A 22,169-nucleotide genomic window follows, 5' to 3' on the forward strand; every position below is an offset into this window, starting at 1 on the left:
GGACGTGGGAGGGCCGCCTCAGCGCCGGGCTCGGCCTCTCGCTCGAGGGAGCTCGGTCACGGCCGCAGCGGTCGCGGTGCCGGCTGCGGCTCCGGCTCGGAGGGCAGCGCTCCCGCGCGGCGGGGGAGCAGCAGCGGGGTTGCCAGGAGGAGTACGCCGGCCAGGCCGATGGCCGTACGGGGGCCGAGCAGGGCGCCCAGTACGCCCCAGACGGCGGTCAGGAGCGCGGTCGTGGCCTTGGTCGTCACCGCCCAGGCGGACAGCGTACGGGTGGCCCGGCCGGTCGCGGTGCGCTCGAGGCGGTAGGTGGCGCAGACGGGGTTGAAGACCCCGCAGCAGAAGATGAGCCCGAGTTCGACGCCCATCACCAGCAGCAGTCCTCCGGTGCCCGGTCCCGGGAAGGCAAGGCCGACGGGCCAGATCGCGCGCAGCGTCCCGGCGACGGCCAGGACCCGGTGCTGTCCGAACCGCGTGACGAACGGCCGGGCCAGCTGTGCACCGAGCAGCCCGCCGATCGAGGGTACGGCGAAGGCGAGGCCGTACTGCCAGGGTGCGAACCCGAGCGTGCCGAGCATCAGGACGGCCAGCAGCGGCTGGGAGGCCATCACCAGGCCGTTGAACAGGGCGGTGTTGACGAACAGCGGACGCAGCGTCGCGTCGGCGAGGATGTACCGCCAGCCGTCGAGCAGGTCCCGGGCCCGTATGCGCGCGGCCGCCGGGCGCTCGGGCTGCGGCTCGTGCCCGCCCGTCGCGCGGATGCCCAGGGCGGAGAGCAGGTAGCTGGCCGCGTCCGCCACCACGGTCGCCATCGGGCCGAGGAGCCCGATCGCTGCACCGCCCAGCGGCGGTCCGATGATCGTGGTCGTCCAGGCCGTGGATTCGAACCGGGCGTTGGCGACGAGCAGGTCCTCGGGCGGCAGCAGTGTTTTCAGGTACGCGCCGGAGGCGGCGCGGAAGGTGATGTCGGCCGCCGAGACGACGACCGACACCAGCAGAAGCTGGACGAAGGTGAGCACGCCGAGCGCGAACGCGGTGGGGATCGTCAGCAGCGCCGCGAACCGCACCAGGTCCATCGCGATCAGCACCGGCCGCTTGCGGCGGAACTCCACCCACGGACCGAGCGGCACCGCCACGGCCGCGCCCACCGCAGCCCCTGCGGAGGAGAGTGCGGCGACTTCGGCCGGTCCGGCGTGCAGCACCTGGACGGCGATCAGCGGGAACGCGCCGAACGCGAGCCACGTGCCGAGCGCGCTGGTCCCGTACGCACCCCAGAGCCACCCGAACCGCCGCCCAGACGCCGTCCGCTCCTCATGCCCTTGTGTCCTCATGTCCGATGCTGCCCACCCGTACAACCGATCCGCGATCGGAAGCATCAAAGCGAGCACCACGACCAGGGATCAAACAACCGCATGACCGTCGGCCACAACCCTTGGTTGTGGCCGTAGGGTATCGGCATGGACCTCGACACCGTCCGGACCTTCGTCGCCGCCGCCGACGCGGGGCAGTTTCAGGAGGCAGCCGCCGAGCTGGGGGTCACCCAGCAGGCCGTCTCCAAACGCATCGCCGCGCTGGAGCGCACCCTCGGGGTCCGGCTGTTCACCCGCACCCCGCGCGGCGCCGAGCTCACCATCGACGGGCAGGCGTTCCTGCCCCACGCCCGCGAACTGCTGCGCGTCGCCGAACGCGCGATCGCGTCCGTGCACACCGGCCGCCGCCCACTGCGCGTCGACATCATCGCCTCGCGCGGCGCCGCGTCGGGCCTGATGCGCGGCTTCCACCACGCGCACCCCGAGATCGACCTCGACGTGCTCATGTTGCTCGACATCCGGACGGCCGTCGCCGCCATCCGGTCCGGTGAGATCGACGCCTCGTTCCGCGCCGTCGCCGCGCCCGGTCGGCCCCTCCCCGAGGACATCGAGTCCGTCCGGGTCCTCGACGAGCCGCTCCAGCTCCTCACCGGCTCCGCCCACGCGCTGGCGAACGCCAGGTCGGTGCCCCTCGCTCAGCTCGCCGGGCACCGGATCTGGATGCCGGGCATCGTCCCCGGTACCGAGTGGGCCGCCTACTACGAGGTCCTCGTCGCCGAGTTCGGCCTCACCATCGAGGCGACCGGCCCCAACTTCGGCTCCGACGCGCTCCTCGACACCGTCGCCGACACCCCGGCCCTGGCCACCTTCATGGGTGCGCACACCCGCCTCGTCTGGCCCGCCGACCACGGTCTGCGCCGCATCCCGGTGACCGACCCGACACCCGTCTACCCGCACTCGCTCCTCTGGCACCGCGGCAACCCCCACCCGGCCCTGGCCACCCTCCGGGCCCACCTCGCCACCACGGCGGCCGCCCACGACGCCGCCGGGACCTGGACACCGAGCTGGGTGATTCCGCGCTGAACGCCGCGGATCACGGTGACCCAGGCGCTCCGGCGGCGGCGGGCCGGGGCAGCGCGGTCGAGGCGAGGAAGTCGTCGAGCAGGGTGATCTGTACGTCCTCGGGGAACCGGCCGGGGTCGAACAGGGCCTGGACGACGAGTCCGTGGGTGAACGCGACGACGGCGGCGGAGAGTTGGTCCGGGTCGGCTGCCGAGGGGAGCTCGCCGAGCTCGCGCGCGGCCTCGAGGTGGGGGCGGATCGCCAAGCGCAGCCGGGTGTAGCGATCGGCCTGCTGCGTGGTCAGCCCGTCGTCGGCGAGGGAGAGGTCCCAGGAGCTGACCCAGATGCGGTTGCGGGCGATGTCGCCCGGAGTCAGCGGCAGGATGTCCAGGAGCATGGCGCGCACCGTGGCGAGGCCCACGGCGGGACGCGCGCGGCGGGGACGCTCCGCGGTGCGCTTCTCCAGCAGGTCCAGGGCGTGCGTGATCAGGGCCCGTTTGGTCGGGAAGTAGTGCATGAGCATCCCGGTCGAGACCCCCATCGCAGCGGCCACGGCGCGCAGGGTCAGCCCGCCGAACCCCTTGTCGGCGAGTACGTTCCACACCGCCTCGGATACGTCCTTGCGGCGGGCTTCACGGTCTCCGGGTGCGGGCGGCATACTGCCATCCTACGTACCGAACGCTTGTTACGCACCAGAGAGTGAGACTTCCATGTTCACCCTGTCGCTCGGCGACCATGCTCGACTCCGCCCCCTGGAACCCTGGCAGGCACCGGAGTTCCTCGCCCACATCGACCGCGCCCGGGCCTCCGTGGACCCGTGGATACCCTGGGCGACGTTCAGCACCGACCTCGACTCGGCCACGGCAACCCTCCGGCGATATGCCGACCGCCTGGCCGCGGACACCGGCGGCATCTACGGGATCTGGCTGGACGGCACCCTGGTCGGCGGCGTCATGTTCACCCGCTTCGACAGCGCCTCCGGGGTGTGTGAGATCGGCTGCTGGCTGGAGTCGGCGGGGGAGGGGCGGGGCCTGGTCACCCGGGCCTGCCGGTTGCTGATCGGGTGGGCCTTTCAAGAGCGCGGGATGAGCCGCGTCGAATGGTGGGCCGCGGCGGGCAACACCCGCAGCATCGACGTCGCGCGCCGGCTGGGCATGACCCGCGACGGTGTGCTGCGGCAGCACTCTTCGTACCGAGGCGTGCGGCGCGACATCGAAGTCTGGTCGGTCCTCTCCGAGGAGTGGCCGCCTCCCGGGGAGGTGCCCGTCTCCGGCGTCCAGGCCGAACTCGACCGGCTGATGGCCGTGTTCGTCGGTGCCTTCACCAACACCGGCGACCGCCGGCCGGACCTCGGGGTCATCCGCGACGTCTTCATTCCGCAGGGCAGGATCATCGCGAACGTCGGGGACGAGCCCGTGATCTACGACCTCGACGCGTTCATCGAGCCACGGCAGAAGATGCTCACCGACGGGACGCTGACGGAGTTCTCCGAATGGGAAGTAACCGAGCGGACCGAGATCTTCGGATCGATCGCGCACCGGTTCAGCGCCTACCGCAAGTCCGGCTTCCACAACGGCCGGTGGTTCGAGGGCTCCGGCCACAAGACCACCCAGTTCGTCCGGACCCCGTCTGGATGGAAGATGTCCTCGCTGGCCTGGGACGACGCCCCCTCCACCGTCGCCGAATGACCGGCGTCCCCCCATGCCCCGGGCGAAACGGCCGTGCTCCTGAAGTGGCCGGGATCGAACCGTTGCCGTATGGCGCGAATGCCCTGGTTAAGATCATGGCTTTCGTCCAACGAGGGGAAACCATGCGGAAGATCGTTACGGGTACGGCTCTGGTGCTGGCCGCCGGGCTGCTGACGGGATGCGGCAGCGGCGGGGGCAAGTCCGAGGACGCGAAGGGTTCGACGGCCCCGGACAAGGCCGCCGCCACCGCGAGCAGCAGCCCGTCGGGATCAGGCAAGCCGGCCTCGGGCGGTGGCGAGGTCAACCACGAGGTGACCCTGGAGGTGCTCGGCTCAGGATCCGCGCAGGTCTACTACAACCTGGCGTCCAACAAGGGCGAGCAGGTGACGCTGCCGTGGAAGAAGACGGAAACGATCACCTTCACCACCGAAGCCGAGAAGCGCATCGGCACGACGGTCTCCGTGGTCCCGGGTTTGGTGCCGGGAGCCGACGGCATGCTCAAGGCGGCGTCGTGCGTCATCACCGTCGACGGCAAGAAGGTCGCCGACAACCAGGACGGCAAGGCGCCCATGTGCAGCTACCGCCTGAAGTGACCGCGGCACCGTCCCCGGCCCGCGCCGCTTCCCCCGTCACCGCCATGTGACATGAGCCACGGGAACCTCCCTGCTCGGCCGGACAACTGCTGACGTGAACTACTCATTGCACTCCCGGATACGCGCCGGGGACCCGGAGGCGTTCCGGGAGATCTTCCGCGATCACGCGCAGCTGGTTCACCGGCATGCCGTACGCGTCACAGGGGACCGGTCCGCCGCCGAGGACGTCGTCTCGCTGACCTTCCTGGAGGCCTGGCGGCTGCGTGCGAAGCTGCGCGACGAGGGGGACAGCCCGCGCCCCTGGCTCATGGGCATCGCCGTGAACGTCCTGCGCAACACCACGCGGGCCGCCCGTCGGCACCAACGTGCCCTCGGGCGCCTGCCCGCCAAGGAGACGGTGCCGGACTTCGCCGACGAGCTCGTCGCCCGCCTCGCCGACGCCGACCAGCTGGCCGCCGCGCAGCGTGCGCTGCGCAAGCTGCGGCGCAGCGAGCGGGAGGTCTTCACGCTCTGCGTCTGGTCCGGGCTCGGCTACGCGGAGGCCGCCGCCGCGCTCGGCGTGCCGGTCGGCACGGTCCGGTCCCGGCTGTCCCGGGCCCGGACGCGGCTGCGCAGGCTCGCAGAGGAGGAACTGGGAAGAATCGGGGAACCCGCCCCCTGCTCCGGACAAGTACAGGGCGGCCGCACTCCTGCGGCCCGGTCGCAAGAGTCGCACGAGGAGGAAACCCGATGATCCGCAGGACATGGCGGCGAGACGAGTCGCCGGACCACGCGGAGCTGGGCCGGCTGCTGCCGCCCCCGGGGAACCCGGACCTGCCGCTCGACCGTCAGCGCCTTCTTGAGGAGCACCTGATGAACGAGTTCCGGAGTTCCGCCCCGGACACCGCCCGCGGTACCCCGTCCCCGTCCCGTCGCCCGGTACGCCGGGCCTTGGTCGTCGGCGTACCCGTCACGGCCGCCGCCCTGGCCGCCGTGGTCGCCTTCAACACCGTCGCGGGCTCCGCCGGACCCGGCCGGGCGGCGGCGGTCGAGGCGGCGGTGATCGCCGTGGAGGCGGGCAGCGCGGACCAGGTGGCCACCACCGTGCGGCAGATCGCCGCCGCCGCATCGACGGGGCGGCTGCCGGAGCCTGGGCCCGGCCAGTACGTGTACGTCAAGAGCCGGGTCTCGTACCTGGCCATTTCGCACGACGTCGACAAGAACGAGTCCAAGACCTGGGTGCAGCCGCTGCACACGCGGGAGGTGTGGAAGTCCCCCGACGGCGCGAAGGGCTGGCTGGACGAGCCCGGGCAGCAGCCGAAGGGCGGGATCACCCTGGACAAGGACGGCCCGCTGTCCCGGCCGAAGAACGGCCAGGACATACCTGGGGAGGCGCCGAACTTCTCGTACGAGTGGCTGAAGGCGCAGAACGCCGACCCGGACACCCTGCTGAAGGCGGCCTACGGGGCGGTCGGCGAGAGCGGGGACCGCGACCAGCAGGCGTTCCGGGAGATCGGCTCGATCCTGCACGAGCAGCTGGTCCCCGCGCCCATCGCCGCCGCGCTCTACCAGGCCGCGGCCAAGATCCCGGGCGTGGTCGTCGTCCAGCACTCCCAGGACGCGGCCGGGCGCGACGGCATCGCGCTGGCCCGGCTCGACGAGCGGCGCGGCGACCGCACCGAGTGGGTCTTCGACCGCTCGACGTACGCCTACCTCGGCAGCCGCGGCGTGCAGGTCAGGGAGAACGACGGGATCAAGGCCGGCACGGTGGTCGAGCGCACGGCGGTGTTGGAGCGGGCCGTGGTGGACGGGCAGAAGAAGCGGCCCGGCGCCACGCAGGGCACCGTCTAAACGCGCCTGCCCGGCCCCTCGCGGGGACGGTGTCGGCCGCCGGCGGCGCTCTTGACCGGGCAGAGGGCGGCGACCGGGTCCCTGGACGGCACCGACGGGCCGAGATCGACCGCTTCGACCTGTCGCCCGGCGCACCCGTCATGACGCTGCATCCCGAGGCGATCGACCTCGTCGGGGACGTCTCGGACCGGTTCATGCAATCGCCCGCGCCGTTTTGAGGACGAGTCTGCCGGTGCCGGGGCAACGGTGGTGTCGACGCGGCCATGAGCGTTGGGGGGTCTGTGCCGCGGCAGGGATCATGGAGGCATGCCCGAGGAATCGAACCCGCTGTCAGGCCTGTGGCCGCTCGTACCGTCCGATGCGACCGACTGGCTGCTCGAACTGTGCGGTGATGGTGTCACCGGGTTCATGCCGCCGGCGATGCCCGACTCGGCCTGGGTGCTCAACGCCATGTACGAGCACGAGCAGGGCCCTGCCGAGGTGTCGTACCACGAGTACCGCCAGGCGCGTCTGGCGGACGGGAGCATCCGGCCCGTCGGCTTCGCGGGTATCGACCTCGAAGTGGGCGTCGCCACGGGAGGCGGCCTGGGCCGCGCCGAGCACCCCGGCCGCGGCTGGCGGCGGTTGCGCTGGGCGGAACTCGCCCGCCGCACCGGCGATCCCGTCGTACCCGACGGGCTGCTGCCGTCCTACCGCTGTTTCCCCTCGGCCAAGAGGAAGGGCAGCTGGCCGCTCGGCATCGTCCCGCCCACCGAGGGGAGCCTGGACCGTGACACCTGGAACAGGCTGATCGCGGTCCTCACCGAACACGGCCCCGCCGGCCCGGACACCTCGTGCCTGGCCTACTACAACCCGCTGATGCTCGCGGCCGTCGACTTCGACGACCTCCGTGTGCAGGCCGGCCGCCTCGGCGACGCCGGGATCCTCTACGACAATCCCGAGGCCGGCTTCAGCCCCTCCAACCTCTGGGCGCAGGACCGCTCATGGGTCCTGTGCACCGACTACGACCTGTGGGCCACCAAGGTCGCCGGCCCACCGGCCCTCATCGAAGCACTGCTGAACGACCCCGAGATCGAGGCCGTACGACTGCCCTGGGCACCTTGACCGACCGCCTGCCCGCCGCGGGTACGGCCGGGACCGGAGACACTGCCCGGTCCCGCTGCGCGGCGCAACGGACGCAGGCCCCACCCCGGATGCACGAAGCCGCACGCGAGGTCGACCTCGAGCTGCCGGAAGCTGGCTGCGGCGCTGCGTGGCGCAGTGGGGTTCGGACCACCAGCGCCGGGCGGCCGAGCGCTGGTGGAACGATCGGCTGGTGTCCCTGCTGTGCCGCATGCTCGCTCCCGGGCCGGCGGACGACGCCTCGTGGGCGGCCGTGGGTGCGGCCCTGCGGAAGGATCGCACTGCTGCCGACGCCTGTCTCGCCCTCCACGACCGCGGGCTGCTGCCCGAGGAACCCGGCGTCGATGAACGGCTCGCCCGGGACAAGGACCGGCTGGCCGGGCATTTCTTCGACAGCCTGGCCGACGCGGTCCGCGCCGCCTCCCGCAGCGGCCCCCCCCGGGAGCCGCGCTGGCCCGCTTCCGGCTCGGCTTGCGCGCGGCCGTGCTGCTCGTGCCGGGCGACGCCCGCCTGCTCGCCGCGGGCACCGCGTTCGTCGACGAGTTCCCCGAATTCCGCTACGTCTGACCCTGCTTCGGATCTGTCGACTCGGCGATGCGCTTGATGTGCGCAAGGCGGCTGTCCCAGTCGGCGGCGAGCGCGGCCATCCACCGGGCCGTGGCGTCAAGTGCCGCGGGCCGTACCGCGTACCGCACTTCGCGTCCGACCCGGCTGCCCGAAACCAGACCGGCGGCGTCCAGCACGGCGAGGTGCTTGACCACGGCCTGGCGTGAGACGGGGAGCCGGTCCGCGAGTGCCGTCGCGGAGGCCTCGCCCTGCGCCGCGAGCAGATCGAGCAGTCGCCGTCGCGTGGGGTCGGCCAGGGCGGCGAGGACCTCGTCGACGGCCTCTGCCCCGCCGCGGTCTTCGTCCGTCACGCGGAGGACTGCTCGATGCGCTTCTTGAAGGCGTCGAGCACCTGGGGCCAGCCCCCGGTGTTGTCCTTCACGGCCTTGGCGCGCAGGTCCTCCGACCCGGCCAGGGTCGCGAATCCGCTCTCGACGACGCGGAGCCTCGTCTTGTCGCCCTCCGCGGTCAGGGTGAACTCCACGAGGGTGCTGTTGTCCTCGCGCAGCTCCTCGCCCGGGAACGCGCTGGCCCAGCGGTACGCCAGGTAGGTCTGGGGCTCCACCTTCTCGACGCGCACCGGGAAATCGCCGTACTCGGCGTTCCGCGCCACGAGGGACTCGCCCTCCCGGGCCAGGGTGCCGGACGGGCTCGCCGGGTCGGCGACCCAGAAGCCGGGCTCGGCCACCAGCGGCCAGACCCGGTCCACGGGTGCGTCGATCAGGGTTTCGCGTTCGATCCGGTCTTCGCTCATGACGGAACTCCTTCATCTGCGATCCAATGGTGCAACTCCAGGGTTGCACGTCAGTCCTTCAGGTGCAACCCGGAGGTTGCGTCTGGAGTCGTCACGCCGGGCGGCGGCCCGGCCGCATTCGCTCAGCTCCCCGTATACGTGAAGCCCGCCCAGAAGTACGGGTGCGTGTAGGGCTTCGTCCCCAGCCAGAGCAGCCGGGGGACCGTACCGGAAGGGCCGGGGCCCACGGTGTCCGGAAAGCTTTCCCGGAGCTCCTGGTTCGTGATGTTCCTCAGCCACAGCTGCGCCCGGCGCAGTGCCTCCGACGGCTCCACGTCTTCCTCCCAGCAGTCGTAGAAGGCCGCCATGAGCAGGTTGGTCGCCTCGTCCGGGACCTGCCACTGCGACGCGACGACGCCGGCGGCGCCGATGACCAGGAACGCCGAGGACAGATTGACCGACTCGTATGACGACTGGATCCCGGAGACGTGGGTGGAGCAGGCCGACAGTACGGACAACCTGGCGTTGATCCTGGTGTCCATGAGGGTGTCGAGCCTGAGGTGTTCCCCGCCGGACAGCCGCAGTGAGCTCTCCAAGGGGCTGAGGAGCGACACGACTCCGTGGCAGGCGAAGTGGAGCACGTCGCAGGCGGGGAGGTGCTCCAGCGTGCGGGCCGCGGTGGCCTCGCCGCCCCGGAGACGGATGTGGTCGGGGAAGCGCCGGAGCGCAGCGGTCATCTCGGCATCGGTGCGCAGCGGCGCCGTGTCCGGTTCCGGATCGTCGATGGCCAGGAGTCGCGTGGGACGTCGCGTTTCCCGGCTCCGCTGTCCGCGAGCGCGACGGGCGGCTTGGGACAGCGTTCTGGCATTGGGCGCGTAGGTGAGGCGCATCAGGTCCAGTGCATAGGTGTCGTCCGGCGCAGGCTGCAGGTTCGCCGACCCCCGCGCCGCGTGGAAGGGAAGGAACGACAGCGTCCCCGCGGGGATGAGGGTGATGGCCCGGTGGTCGGCCATCGCCAGCAGCACCGGCTTCATGGCGCCCGTCCAGAGTGCGGCGGTGATGACGCCGATGGCGCGCAGGAGGGCCGGGCCGTTCGAGCTGAGCAGATGCGCCGCGAGAAGGCCGGCGAGGTCGCGGCTCAGGGGCAGTTCGACATGGCCGGGGCGGTCCTTGCCGCGCTCGATCGTGAGGGCCAGCCCGCCCCAGGGCGTGACGAGCAGGTACACGAGGGGCTGTGTCTCGGCTGCGGCGCTGATGTCCTCCAGGCTCGGCGGTTTGAGGAAATCGCCGAATCCGTCGACCGCGCGGATCTCGTCGATGAGGCCCTTCAGTGCCTCGCGCCGCCGTTTGAGGGGTTCCGCCCACTGGCCGGCCGCGGCCGGCGTGCCGGGTCGGCGTACGCCCTCGTTCGAAGGGTCGAGGAGCGCCGCCAGCTCCGCGATGGCATGCGTGTGGTCGTGGTAGCGGCGGACGAGATCGCCGCGTCCGGCGTCGGCGAGCCTGCCCAGATCGGCCGGTTCGCGTTCCAGGGCCTCGGACAGCATCGCGGCCAGGCCGCGCTCGACGATGACGGCGGCCGCCGCCGTGTCGCCGAGCTGCGCGTACGCATACGCGCCCAGGCAGCTGAGCCAGCCCAGTTCGGCGGCGGCGGCTTCCTTGTGGGCGCGCACCAGCTGGGTGCGCACGGAGGTCTCTTGATGGGCCAGTCCGAGTTCGGCAGCCTCGACCGCTTCCGCCCAGGCACCGCGGTCACCGGCCCACTGGGCCCAGATGAGGGCCCCTCGTGGGAGCGGGAATCCCTGTTCGACCGCGGTCCTGCAGGCCGATCGCAGGGTCGCCGTCGCGCGCCGGGCGTCCTGCACCGAGCCGTCCCGGGAGTGTCTGAGGGTCAATGCCTCACCGAGGGTGGCCAAATAGTGGGGGAGCAGTGCCGACGCTGCGGCCTCGTGGGACACACACCGTTCGATCAGGGCGATGGCCTCGTCGAGGGCCTCCGGGGCGCCGGCCTGCCCGTACCGGTGCATCAGTACGGACGCCAGGTTGTGCAGGGGCCGTGTCCCGACCTGTGCGGTGGGGCGGCCGTGCAGGGCGTCGCGCAGTGCGACGATCGCCTCGTCGAGCATGGCCGGATCGGGTGCCAGGTTGTCGAGCCTGAGCTGCGCGGTTGCCAGATCGGCCGCGCGGCGCCACCGCAGGGCCGACTGCGGGTCGGTCGCCTCGTACAGCTCGCGGTGGAGGGAAACCGCTTCCCGGAGATCGCCGATGTCTTGGAGCCGGTGGCCCCGGTTCTCCAGGGCGATGGCGAGCTGCCGGACGAGTTCGGGTTCGGGCTGTTCCCCGTATCCGGCCCTGAGGACGTCGACCGCCTGGTCGAAATAGAACAGTTCCCCCGTCGCGATCCCCAGGGTGTAGAGCGCGGTGCCGTATTGCTCGACGGTTTCCGGCTCCGGAGGACTGCCCGTCGCCAGCTCCCGGAGGACCGCTGCCGAGCGGTGCAGTGCGTCCACGTCACCGGTGGCCTCGTAGAGCACGCCGAGGGTGATCCCGTGGACCTGAGCCGTCAGGGACGCGTCGTTCCCGTCGACCCCGGCTTCGCGTGTCGCCTCGAGGATCTGCACGGCGTTCTGCACGAGGGTGACGTCCCCGGTGTGCTCGAAGAGGCGGATGAGCAGGATGGCCGTGCGGCAGCGGCTCCTGGACGTGGCGCCGTCGATCTCCGAGAGCCTGCGGGAGATGAGCGCGTGGACGCGGCGTGCCGGCAGGGCGTCCGCTCCTGCGGCGTAGCCGTCCTCCAGGAGCGTCTCGCACAGCAGGTAGACGACGTGCTCATGGAGCTCGCTGCCGCCGGGAGCGAGATCGGCCGCCTCGCCGAGCAGCGTGACGGCAGCCGCCGTGTCTCCGACGTTGCGCCGCTCCAGGAGCCGTGCGGCGAGGCGGTAGACCGCCACCAGCCGGCCTGCCGGGCCGCAGTCCTCGACCACTTGGCGGCTCAGCGCGACGGCCCGTTCGAGGGAGCTCCGGTCGCGGGTCGTCGCGTAGTGGAGTTCGAGCACACGGCTCACCCTGCCGCGGACCTGGGAGCGCTCGTCCCGGCCCAGTTCCTGCGCCGCGGCGAGGTGCCGGAGCGAATCCTCCGCGAGGGAGAGGGCTCGGTCGAAATCCTCGGCCTTCGTCTCGACATTCGCGCGGGCCCGGTGTGCAAGTGCTTCCGCCAGCAGGCTGTGGATCAGAGCCTGTCCGTCGGGGGCTGCGTCCTCCGTGAACTCGAGGGCGTCCAGCAGCTTCACCGCCTCGTCGGCATCCGCCAGGGGAACACCGTTCGCACGGTGCGTCAGCAGCGCGGAGGCGAGGTTGTAGGGCAGCAGACCCATGAACCGGGGTCGGCAGCGCTGCCACAGCTCCTGCATTTCCCGGATGATCCGCCGAAGGAGCTCGTACGGGAGGTCATGCCCACCGAGGTTCGTCGCCTCGGCGGCCAGCACCAGGACCCGTGCCCTGAACTCCTCCGAGGAACCGTGCCATTGGGGATCGTCCAGGAGGGCGGCCGCCGCTTGTGCGGTGCTTGCGGCGCGCGTACCGGTGGCACGCTGGCTTTCGATGGCCTCCACGAGGAGCAGACACCGTACGGCCAGGTCGTCGTTCGCCATGTCCGCGACACCGGACTTCTCGGCGAACGCCCCGTCGATGCCGATCTGCAGGCACCTTTCCACGAGCTGCTGATGCTGGCGAAATGCATGCGCGTCGCCGTCGTGTCCTTCCGCCTCGGCCCGCGTCGCGTTCCGGGCGAGGGCCTCCGCGATGGCCTGCAGGTTCTCCGGGTGGGCCAGCAAGAGGGCCCGCGTATCGGTCCATGTGTCCGTGTCGCACAGCTGGTGTGCGAGTGACTCGGCGAGCTGTCCGGGCTCGGGCGCAGGCCGATGCGTCTCGTCGCGTGACTCGGTCGGCACCAGGCCCCGGTCCAGATCGGCCAGGCAGGCGCGGGCCATCTCCGCCACCCGGGGCACGGGAGCGGTCAGGCAGATCTCGAAGTGGCGCCGTGCCTCCCGGCGTCGCCCGAGGCTGGCCAGCGTCGAGCCGAGATCGAACCGTGCCCGCCAGGCATGCTCGGGGTGGCCCGTGGCGAGGGCCACTTCGAGGGCCTGCTCGGCCTCCTCGAAGCGTCCGGTGGTGAGGAACAGTTCACCGATGTCGGTCAGGGCCCGCGCCTGCTGATCGGGATCGGGCATGGCCGCGGCCGTACGGTAGGCGGCGAGCGCATCGTCCAACTTGCCGAGCCCGGCGAACATCAGACCGAGGTTGACCGCCGAGTCGGCCAGGCCTTCGGCGATGGCGATCCGGAACGCCGCTTCGGCGGATTCCGGGTGGCCGGCCCTCGTGAGCAGATTGCCCAGGTTGTTGGCGGCCCACATCCTGGTGATGGCAGGGGCCTGTGCGATCGCCTGCCGGTACGCCCGTTCCGCTCCGGCGCGATCGCCTCGACCGGCGAGGAGCACGGCCAGATTGAACGCCGCCTGACCGCCTTGTGAGCCCTCCTGACGAGCCGCGAACGACAGCAGATCGACGGCCCGGTCGGGCTCGTCGTGCGCCACCAGCATCGCGAGTGCCTGGGCGGCGAAGCCCGATTCCCGGGTACCCGCGGCCACCGCGTGTTCCAGGGACGACACCGCCGCCGCGTCGTCTCCCAGGGCCTGGTGCGCGGACCCGAGATAGATGTCGACGATGGCCCGCTCCTCCGGGTCGGCCAGAGCCCGCGCGCGGTCGAGCACCGTGACCGCCTCCTGGCCCTCACCCCGGTAGAGATGGAGCAGGCCCACGTTGGACAACTGCCGTGCGGTGAGGGCGTCCAGGGGGGCATCAGGCTCGAGCCCGCAGGCCAGCCGGACGGCCGCGGCCATGTCGTAGCGGTCGAGGAGCATGGCGTGGGCGGCGACGAAGTCGCTCACGTCGTAAGGACCCAGTGCCAGCATTTCGGCGAGCACACGAGCGACTGCCGCGGGTTCGTACTGCACCGTCACGCGACGCCTTGGAGCGGTCAAGGTTCCCCCCGGTGGATGACCCGCACACAATGTCGTCATTGTCCCTCAACTCCACTTGGCTGAAACGGGGTTGTGGTTAGATTCGTCCGGGGGTGGGTGAGTGTGAGCGAAGACCTTCTGATCGCCGCCAGGACAGTCCGCGGATACCTCGAGGAGCTCCTCGGAGCCGACGCGGCGGGCCGGATGGACCAGCTCCTCGAGTCGCTGCTGATCCGGGCCGCCCAAGGTGACGATGTCGACGAAGAACTCGCGGCGGCCTTCTCTGCCGACGCGACACTGCGCTCCTTCGCGGCGGCCGTTCTCGCCGATCCGGCGCACCGCCCGCCCGGCGTGCGGGGGGTCCGGCTCTCCGGCGACGGCGAGATCGTCGACATCGACCGGTTCCACTGCCCCGAGGGCGACGTCATCTGGTACCGCTTCGAGGTGGGGGAAGAGATCCCGGACTGCCCCACCCACGGCGAGCGCCTGACGCGTACGGAAGCCGGCCCCGCGTGATCGGCAAATTCTGGGAGTCGGTCGGCGGCAAACTCGCCGACCGGTGGGCGGGCACGGCCGGGCCGGCCCTGGTGTTCTGGGCGGGCGGACTGCTCGCGTGGCTGCTCGGCCACGGCGGCTGGGACCGGCTCGCCGACCTCGGCAGTTGGCTTCAGCGTCAGTCCGCAGCGGGTCAGGTCGCGGTACTCCTCGCTCTGCTCCTGGGTGTCGCCACGAGCAGCGCGGTGGTGGGCTGGGCGGTCGAGGGCACACTGCGGCTGATCGAGGGCTATCTGCCCCGGCCCTTCGCTTTTCTGCGGCCGCTGCTGCTGCGGTGGACCCGGCGATCGGCACGACGCGTCCTCACGGAGCTCCAGGAGCTCGCGGGGGAGGTCGCGGAAGGGCGGCCCGCTGCGGAGCAGCGGGCCCGCTTCCAGCACCTGGACCGCCGGCGCAGGGACTGGCCCAGCCAGTCGGACCGCTATATGCCGACCCGCGTGGGAAACATCCTCCGCGCCGGGGAGAGCCGCCCGGTGGACAAGTACGGCCTGGACCCGGTGGCGGTCTGGCCCCACATGTGGCTGCTCCTGCCCGGTCAGGCGAGGGAGGACCTCATGGCGGCACGGGCGGCCCTGGACGGCGGGGTCGCCGGCTTCCTGTGGGGCCTGCTGTTCTCGGCCTTCACCGTCTGGACCCCATGGGCCCTGCCGGTGAGCGCCGCGGTGGTCACGATGACCTGCTGCTTCCTCCTCCCCGCCCGGGCCCGCACCTTCGCCGACCTGGTCGAGGCGGCCATCGACCTGTACCGGAGCGACCTGTACAAGCAGCTCCGGTGGCCGCTGCCCGCCGATCCCGTGGCGGAGCGGGCGAGCGGGCGTCTGCTGACGAAGTACCTGGTGCGCGGGGCCGATGCGCCGGACCGTGCGTTCACGACCCCCGGCAACCCCTGAACCAGGACCGCAAGACGGCCGGGCGCCGTGGCGGGCTCGTGTTCGGTTCCGCCGACGGGACAGCCGCAGGCTCCAGGCCCCTCCTCAGGATTCCGCCTCGGCCGTCGACAGGCTCGGTTCGATGCGGTGGCGGACACCGGGCCTTTCGAACGCCCACAGTGCGGTCAGCGTCGTCGCCAGCACGATCGCGGTCAGGACGAGGAGGACCGTGATGAACCCGAAGACGAACGCCGAATCGACGGCCGCGTCCACTTCCGCCGCCGACCGGTGACCCAGAGCGGGCGCGGCCATGGAGTCGAAGAGGACCTTGTCGAGGGCTCCGTGCCCGACCGCGAGGTCCTTCTCCAGGAGCGGTCTGCGATGGAGCCACTCCATCGACGTCATGAGCACCTGGCACGAGGCCAGCCCGACGGTGGCTCCCAGTTGGCGGGCCTCCACCGTCAACGCCGAGGAGATGCCCTTCTCGGTCTCGGGATGGGCCGAAATGACGAGGGAGGTGGCCGGTGTGTACACGAGTGCAGTGCCGCAGCCGAGCAGGACCATCGCGCCCGCGATCGCCGCGTACTGCCGGGACAGCACCCCGCAGACGGTCAGACCCGCCGCGAGCACTCCCAACCCCAGACCTCCCGTCAGCATCAGCCGGGCCCGTCCGGCGTCGGCCGACCGGCCTGCGTAGGGGGCGAGCAGCGGCGAACCGATGCTGGTCATCGCCAGAACGATGCTGACCAGGAGCGACCCGTAACTCTCCACGTGTTCCAGGAAAATCGGAAGGTTGAAGGTGAGGAAAATCGAGAGGCACTGCACCACGGTCAGGAATACGAGTGCGAAGGGAACCTGACCGCCCCGCAGTGTTCTCAGTTCGATGAGGGGGACGGGGGCGCGCAGCTCGTGCCACACGAAGACGAACATCACCGCCGCTCCGGATCCCAGCAGCAGGCAGATTCTCGCATCGGCGATTCCCCAGTCGGACCACTGCTCCAGCCCCAGCACGATGAGGAGGAGCCCGACGGTGAGCAGGAGGCAGCCCAACGGATCGAAGGGGGGGCGGATTTTCGTTGCGGGTCTCCGGTACGAACCGCAACGTGGCGGCGATGACGACAAGGGACATCACGGCGTAGGCGCAGAACACCCACCGCCAGCCGGCGTACTCGACCACCGCCCCGAGGAACAGCGTCATACCGATCGTCCCCACCGTGGTCAGCCGGGCACCCCTCCCCAAGGCCCGGCCGCGCTCCTCCACGGGTAACACGCCGGCCAGGTTGCTCACCGCCAGCGGGACGGCCACGGCGATACCGATGCCTTGCAGGACGCGGAACGCGATCAGAGCCTCGATGACGGGGGCCAGCGCGCAGCCGACGGAGGCGAAGCCGAACACCGCCACGCCCGCCAGAAAGAGCCTGCGCCGCCCGTAGGCGTCGCCGATCCTCCCGCTGATGATGCTGAGAAATGCCATCGGCAGAAGGGCCCCGATGACCATCCAGTGCAATTCCGAGCTCGTCACCCCGAGGTCCTTCGCGATCGAAGGCAACGCGATGCTGATGTTCCCCAGGCCCGAGAAGAGCATGACGTTCGAGAGGGCGATGACCGACAGGGTCAAGGTTCTCCGAGGGGACGCCGGACGACCCGCCATTCATCAACGGTAGGACCCGCCATCCCCGTGCGCAAACGACAGCTGCCGAGGTAGAACGTCGCCGACGCTGGTGTCACCACCAGGCGGCGCGCGGCGTCCACTACCCCGGCGAACGCAGCGCCGAGACGGCAGCACACCGGGCCGAGAAGGCATCCTGGCAGCGTCCGAAGGAGATCACCAAGCCTGAAGGCCGACCATGTGAGCGACCTCGAACCGACGACCGTGTTGCCGAGCTCGCCCGCCATGACCGTTCGGCTGTCGGGCACCGGCTCGGTCGGCCGCATCGTATGCCGGTCTTTCCAGGGCCAGTTGCTGCCATTCGGTGGTGCAAAGGGGTTCACCGGGCGCGGCTGCTGAGGTAAAGAGGGCGGGGGGCTCACGCGGCGGGGACGGGGCCCGTGCGAAGGGACGGGCATGTCGTTTCTGGTGGAGTTACCTGTGGGCGCGACGGGCGAGGCGTCCGAGGCGTCCGATGTGGTGAGGGTGGAGATCTCGGAGGCGGGGGAGGGGCTGGTCCAGGTCGCTCGACCGGGTCAGGTGGTGGCCCGGGCCACGCGGTCGCTGGGGGAGATGTTGGCCGGGGTCCGGCCCGTCGCGCAGCGGTTCGTCGAGAGCTTTCGCGGAATGGCCGACGCGCCCGACGAGATCGTGGTCGAGTTCGGGCTGACGCTTTCCGCCGAGGCCGATGTGGTGATCTCCAGCACGGCGGCCGAGGCCAACTTCAGCGTGTCGCTGACCTGGCACAAATCGCCGCCCACCGACCCCGATTCCCCTTCGGCCGTGCCCGCCGCGTCCCCTGGCCCGGCACAGTGAGCTCGTTGCCTCCCGATGCCGTCGGGGCGGCGGGTCCGAGGGCTTTCGACGCGGCCGTGCTGCGTATCCGCGATGGGCGTGGCGACGCGGTGGGCCTCGGCTTCCTGGTTGCCGCGGATCTGGCCCTCACCTGCGCGCACGTGGTCTCCGCCGCGCTGGGCCTTCCCGAGGACGTCGAGCCCGACGCCTCCGCCCGCCTCGACATCGGCCTGCCGCTGCAGCCGCCGGCCGCGGTGGACGGGCCGGGTACGACGGCGAGTGTCGAGTCGTGGTTGCCGCCGCAGTCCTCCGGTACCGGGGACGTGGCGGTGCTCCGGCTGAGCGCTCCCCTGCCCGGCTCGCATCCCCTCCGGCTGGTCGAGGCCCAGGACGTATGGGGCCATCCCGCACGCGCCTTCGGCTTTCCCTCCGGCCGCCCCGGCGGGGTATGGCATTCCGGCGTGCTGCGGGCCCGGCAGGCCAACGGCTGGGTACAGGTCGACCTGGCCGCCGACGGCTACCGGGTCTCGCGAGGCTTCAGCGGCGGGCCCGTCTGGGACGACAAGCTCGCCGGCGTGGTCGGCATGATGGCAGTGGCGGAGGCCGGCGATCCTGCGGCGAGTTACCTGATCCCCACCGACGGACTGCTGTCGGCCGTACCGGAACTGCGGGATCTCGTCCTTCCGCCCTCGCCGTACCGCAGCCTGTCACCGTTCCAGGAGGCCGATGCGCCGGTCTTCCACGGCAGAGAGGCCGAGACCGCCGAACTCGTCGCGATGCTCGCTCGCCATCGGTGGACCACCGTCGTCGGCCCCTCCGGATCGGGCAAGTCCTCGCTGGCCCTGGCGGGAGTCCTCCCGCGGATCCGATCGACCGGCGACGTGGCCGTGGTCCTGCGTCCCGCTTCCGGCGGAAACCCGCTCTCGGCCCTCGCGGCCGCGCTGCTGCCGCTGCTGGAACCCGAACTGTCCGAGACGCAACGGCTCGAACGGATTCCCGCCATGGCAGGCCTGCTCCGAGGACACGGGCTGGCCGACCTGGTGCGCCGCCTCCTCGAGTTGCGCGGGGGCCACCGGCTCCTCGTCCTGGTGGACCAGCTCGAGGAGCTGCTCGCACTCGCTCCCGCGGCCGTCGACGAGCTCGCCGAGGTCCTCTTCGACGAGGAGCTGCCCACCACCGTCAGGGTGCTGACCACGCTGCGCGCCGATTTCCTGGAGGCGGCCCTCGCCCACCCCCGCCTGGGGCACGTCCTCAGCCGGCAGGTCTACGCGCTCGGGCCGATGAGCACCGGACAGCTCAGAGAGATCGTCACGGCTCCCGTCGATGCCATCCCCGGGGTGCACTACGAACCCCACCTGGTCGACCGCATCCTTGCCGACACCAGCAGCGAGCCGGGTGCCCTGGCGCTCCTCGGGTTCACCCTGGACCTGCTGTGGCAGCGGCAGGGCGGCGGGGCCCTGACGCATCAGGCGTACGAACAACTCGGCGGCGTCCCCGGCGCCCTCGGGGCCTATGCCGACCGGGTCTGGGCGGAGCAGGTCGCTGCGGAAGACGAACCGGCCGCCCGGCGCCTCTTCACCCAGCTCATCCGTGTGCCGCTCGAATCGGCGGCCGCCACACGCCGCACGGCGCTGCGGAGCGAGCTGGGCGAGGACGAGTGGCAGATCGCCCAGCGGCTGGCCGCCACCCGGCTGTTGGTCGCCGGCCGCAGCCCCGAAGACTCCGAGACGGTCGAGCTTTCCCACGAGTCGCTGATCACCGGCTGGGGCAAGCTGGGCGCATGGGCCGCGGAAGACCGTTCCTTCCTGGTCTGGCGGGAAACACTGAGGCATGACCGGGAACGCTGGGAGCATGGCGAGCGCGCCGTGGAGCTGCTGCCCCCAGCCCTCGCACTGGACGCCGCCCGGCGCTGGCTGGGCGAGCGCGGCACCGATCTGAACGAGGCGGAACGCGGCTATCTGGATCTGGGGCGCGCCCAGCTCCGGTCACGAAACCGCAAGCGGAAGGCGCTGTTCTCCGGCATCGGGACGGTTGTTGCGCTCGCACTGGTCCTCGCGAGCCTGTTCTACTCCGCCCAGGAACAGGGTCGTCAGCAAAAGACGCTGGCCCTCTCCCGCGGGCTGACCCAGATGGCACAGAGCGAGAAGCCCTACGACGCGACGCTTTCGGTGATGCTTGCCCTGGCCGCGTACAAGACCTCCCCCACCCAGGAGGCACGCAACGAGCTGCTGCAGCAGTACATCGCGTACTCGGGTTCCACGCGCGAACTGTCCGGCGTGCTGGGGAAGATCAGCTGGATGCGGACCAGCAAGGACGGCAACGTCGTGATCGCCGTGTCGGAGCTCGGCGGGGCGTTCGTCTTCGTCCACGCACTGAACGGCCAGGTCCGCAGCGAGCAAGTGGCAGCCGATCTGAAACTGGCCGATGCCCAGGTGTCCGCGGACGGCAGGCGGGCTGCGTTCGTCCGAAGCGACGGCACCATCCTGTGGTTCGACATCACCGCAACCGGAGGCACGATCGCCGGTCCCCTCCACGAACTTCCCAGGGTCGACGGAATGCGCCAGGGCTCGCACGGCGGCAGCCGGACAGCCTTCTCGGAGAACGGCCAGATGATCGCGACCCGGGTGATGAACAGTCCGTCGCCCACGGCAACGGGCCGGCTGGTGTGGTGGAACCTGTACAGCGACACCGTCGCCGGCACGGTACCCGCCCCGTACTACATGGTCTCTCTGCTGCGCTTCGGTCCGGACGGCCACTCCTTCCTGGTGGATACCTTCAACCACACGGCCGGACTGGAGGTCATCGACATGGCCACGGGTACGGCCCGGACCGTGGTGGAGGCACGTGTCACGGCACTCTCCGGCGACGGCACCGCGGCCGTGGTCTGCAACGTGGAGGGCGAGGAGACGGTCTACCACCGCCTCAGGATCTCGGACGGCTCCACGCTGGGACGCCCGTACCGAGGGAAATCGTCCGTTTGTCTCATCGAGGGCGTCGACGGATCCGGGTCCAAGGTGCTCCTCGGCTCGTCGGTACTGACGCTGGCGGACTTGGAGCAGGGCGTCGTCACGGCCGAGGCTGCGGGACCGAAGGGGTCGTACTTCTACATCGACGGTCTGATATCCGCCGGCGGCAAGTTCACTGCCGTCGGCTGGTCCGACGCCCGCATCACCTACACCGAGCTATCGGAACCCGTCGCTGTCCTCGATGTCGCCCAGCAGGTACTGACCGCCGACGCCACCAAGACGCTCACCGTCCTGGGTGACGGCTCACGCCTGCAACTGCGCCGCACACCCGGCGACCGGCTGCTTGCCGAGGTCCCGCGCCCCGAACCCTTCTGGGACACCAAGAACAGCCCCCTGCGGCAGACCCGCGACGGCACGCTGTTCGCCGACCGCGACGGCAAGAACACCCTCTCCGTCAGGACCGTGTCCGACCTCCGGCAGGTGGTCCGGATCACTGCTGCCATGCCACCCACGGGAGATCCCAAAGACCTCGATTTCGCCTTCTTCTTCGACATGGACAACCACCTCGTGACCCTCTCCGGTACCCGGATCCAGCAATGGGATCCGCATACGGGCCGGCAGCTCGCGCAGTTCGACACCGCCGTCTTCCATCCCAGGAACGACAGCAAGGGCAAGGGCATACCGCAGGTGGTCGTCACGGCCTTTCCGGCGCCCAACCAGGTCGCCGTACTCGTCCTGGACGATCCCGTCGTCCGCATCGTCGACATCGTGACGGGCAGCACGGTCACGACGGTACGGACGGCCGCCGACGCCGTGTTCATCCGTTTCGACTCCAGCGGCCGGTACTTCGCACTGTCCCGCGGCCAGAGCCATCTGGAGCTGTGGCAGCGAGAACCGGCCCGCAAACAGATCAGCCCGCTGCGCAGCGTCTCGGAGAGCGGCGAGACTCCGGTGGCCGGAGCTTTCATCGACGGTGACGGCACCTTCTTGATGGCTGCCAATGGGTCGGTGCAGATCTTTGACATAGCCCGTCGCACCCTCCGCGACAGCTACGTCTTCGGCCGACCGGGCGACAACGGCAGGGGCGCCTTGTCCGATGGCAGGTTCTCCTTCATCGACGTGTCCAAAGACGGCCGTACGGTCATCTACGCGGACGCCGACGGCAAGGGCGGGCCCCTCGTCCTGGACCCCGACCTGTGGCGGCGCGAGCTGTGCAGCATCATCGGCTACCGCGAGTTCACGGCCGAGGAACGGGGGAGCCTCCCGGTAAAGCCCCCGGAGCGACAGGTCTGTACGGCTCCCTGAACGAAGGGCTGTTCGTCGATCCGGTCCCGCACAGGCACTGGGTCGAGCTGCCGATATCCTCGCGGACGTGATCTA

At 70.9% G+C, this 22,169-nt stretch carries 16 protein-coding genes and 1 pseudogene; 10 read left to right on the plus strand and 7 right to left on the minus strand.

Going from position 1 to position 22,169, the window contains the following annotated elements; genetic code table 11:
- Window positions 1–56: 56 nt before the first annotated feature.
- Complete coding sequence (locus OG299_RS37080; RefSeq protein WP_327363957.1) at window positions 57–1,328, minus strand: MFS transporter; 1,272 nt, start codon at window positions 1,326–1,328, stop codon at window positions 57–59.
- 126 nt (window positions 1,329–1,454) lie between these two features.
- Between OG299_RS37080 and OG299_RS37085 the strand changes: the two genes are divergently transcribed.
- Window positions 1,455–2,390, plus strand: a complete 936-nt coding sequence (locus OG299_RS37085; protein WP_327363958.1) for a LysR family transcriptional regulator — start codon at window positions 1,455–1,457, stop codon at window positions 2,388–2,390.
- Window positions 2,391–2,400: 10 nt separating this feature from the next.
- Here OG299_RS37085 and OG299_RS37090 read toward each other — a convergent pair whose 3' ends face one another.
- Entirely contained in the window at window positions 2,401–3,027 is a 627-nt protein-coding gene (locus OG299_RS37090; protein ID WP_327363959.1) for a TetR/AcrR family transcriptional regulator, read from the minus strand.
- A 52-nt stretch (window positions 3,028–3,079) separates the two neighbouring features.
- On the opposite strand from OG299_RS37090, the gene OG299_RS37095 reads away from it, so the two are divergent.
- From OG299_RS37095 to OG299_RS37115, 5 genes are all read left to right on the plus strand, one after another.
- Window positions 3,080–4,057: a GNAT family N-acetyltransferase gene (locus OG299_RS37095; RefSeq protein WP_327363960.1), complete on the plus strand. Its 978-nt coding sequence runs from the start codon at window positions 3,080–3,082 to the stop codon at window positions 4,055–4,057.
- Window positions 4,058–4,179: 122 nt separating this feature from the next.
- A complete protein-coding gene (locus tag OG299_RS37100) occupies window positions 4,180–4,650 on the plus strand; it encodes a hypothetical protein (protein WP_266632946.1) in 471 nt (156 codons plus the stop codon).
- A gap of 94 nt (window positions 4,651–4,744) precedes the next feature.
- Window positions 4,745–5,383, plus strand: a complete 639-nt coding sequence (locus OG299_RS37105) for an RNA polymerase sigma factor (protein ID WP_266632948.1) — start codon at window positions 4,745–4,747, stop codon at window positions 5,381–5,383.
- The gene (locus tag OG299_RS37110) at window positions 5,380–6,480 is read left to right on the plus strand and encodes a CU044_5270 family protein (RefSeq protein ID WP_327363961.1); all 1,101 of its coding nucleotides are present in this window, start codon (window positions 5,380–5,382) and stop codon (window positions 6,478–6,480) included. Before OG299_RS37105 ends, OG299_RS37110 begins: the two co-directional genes overlap by 4 nt.
- 306 nt (window positions 6,481–6,786) lie before the next feature.
- The gene (locus OG299_RS37115) at window positions 6,787–7,584 is read left to right on the plus strand and encodes a hypothetical protein (protein ID WP_327363962.1); all 798 of its coding nucleotides are present in this window, start codon (window positions 6,787–6,789) and stop codon (window positions 7,582–7,584) included.
- A gap of 575 nt (window positions 7,585–8,159) precedes the next feature.
- On the opposite strand, the gene OG299_RS37120 is transcribed toward OG299_RS37115, so the two are convergent.
- The 3 genes from OG299_RS37120 to OG299_RS37130 all read right to left on the minus strand — a co-directional run bounded on the left by OG299_RS37120 (window position 8,160) and on the right by OG299_RS37130 (window position 13,908).
- Window positions 8,160–8,519: an ArsR/SmtB family transcription factor gene (locus OG299_RS37120; RefSeq protein WP_266632956.1), complete on the minus strand. Its 360-nt coding sequence runs from the start codon at window positions 8,517–8,519 to the stop codon at window positions 8,160–8,162.
- On the minus strand, window positions 8,516–8,962 hold the full coding sequence (locus OG299_RS37125) for an SRPBCC domain-containing protein (protein WP_327363963.1): 447 nt from the start codon (window positions 8,960–8,962) through the stop codon (window positions 8,516–8,518). Before OG299_RS37125 ends, OG299_RS37120 begins: the two co-directional genes overlap by 4 nt.
- Before the next feature lie 122 nt (window positions 8,963–9,084).
- Window positions 9,085–13,908, minus strand: coding sequence for a CHAT domain-containing protein (locus OG299_RS37130; RefSeq protein WP_327363964.1), 4,824 nt, complete (start codon window positions 13,906–13,908; stop codon window positions 9,085–9,087).
- Window positions 13,909–14,079: 171 nt separating this feature from the next.
- Here OG299_RS37130 and OG299_RS37135 point away from each other — a divergent pair, with 171 nt between their 5' ends.
- Both OG299_RS37135 and OG299_RS37140 read left to right on the plus strand, forming a co-directional pair.
- Window positions 14,080–14,472 (plus strand): hypothetical protein, encoded by a 393-nt coding sequence (locus OG299_RS37135; RefSeq protein ID WP_266632962.1) that lies wholly within the window; start codon window positions 14,080–14,082, stop codon window positions 14,470–14,472.
- Window positions 14,469–15,401, plus strand: coding sequence for a hypothetical protein (locus OG299_RS37140; protein ID WP_327363965.1), 933 nt, complete (start codon window positions 14,469–14,471; stop codon window positions 15,399–15,401). The genes OG299_RS37135 and OG299_RS37140 overlap by 4 nt, the downstream gene beginning before the upstream one ends.
- An 84-nt stretch (window positions 15,402–15,485) precedes the next feature.
- Here OG299_RS37140 and OG299_RS37145 read toward each other — a convergent pair whose 3' ends face one another.
- Together OG299_RS37145 and OG299_RS42855 are read right to left on the minus strand one after the other, a co-directional pair.
- The gene (locus OG299_RS37145) at window positions 15,486–16,430 is read right to left on the minus strand and encodes an MFS transporter (protein ID WP_327363966.1); all 945 of its coding nucleotides are present in this window, start codon (window positions 16,428–16,430) and stop codon (window positions 15,486–15,488) included.
- A 40-nt stretch (window positions 16,431–16,470) separates the two neighbouring features.
- Window positions 16,471–17,031 (minus strand): annotated as a pseudogene (locus tag OG299_RS42855) (MFS transporter); the annotation flags it as partial.
- A gap of 414 nt (window positions 17,032–17,445) precedes the next feature.
- On the opposite strand from OG299_RS42855, the gene OG299_RS37150 reads away from it, so the two are divergent.
- Window positions 17,446–17,844: a CU044_2847 family protein gene (locus tag OG299_RS37150; protein WP_266632970.1), complete on the plus strand. Its 399-nt coding sequence runs from the start codon at window positions 17,446–17,448 to the stop codon at window positions 17,842–17,844.
- A gap of 5 nt (window positions 17,845–17,849) precedes the next feature.
- Complete coding sequence (locus tag OG299_RS37155; RefSeq protein WP_327363967.1) at window positions 17,850–22,094, plus strand: nSTAND1 domain-containing NTPase; 4,245 nt, start codon at window positions 17,850–17,852, stop codon at window positions 22,092–22,094.
- Window positions 22,095–22,169 lie beyond the last annotated feature (75 nt).

It is taken from the genome of Streptomyces sp. NBC_01296 (genome assembly GCF_035984415.1).
Lineage (GTDB): Bacteria > Actinomycetota > Actinomycetes > Streptomycetales > Streptomycetaceae > Streptomyces.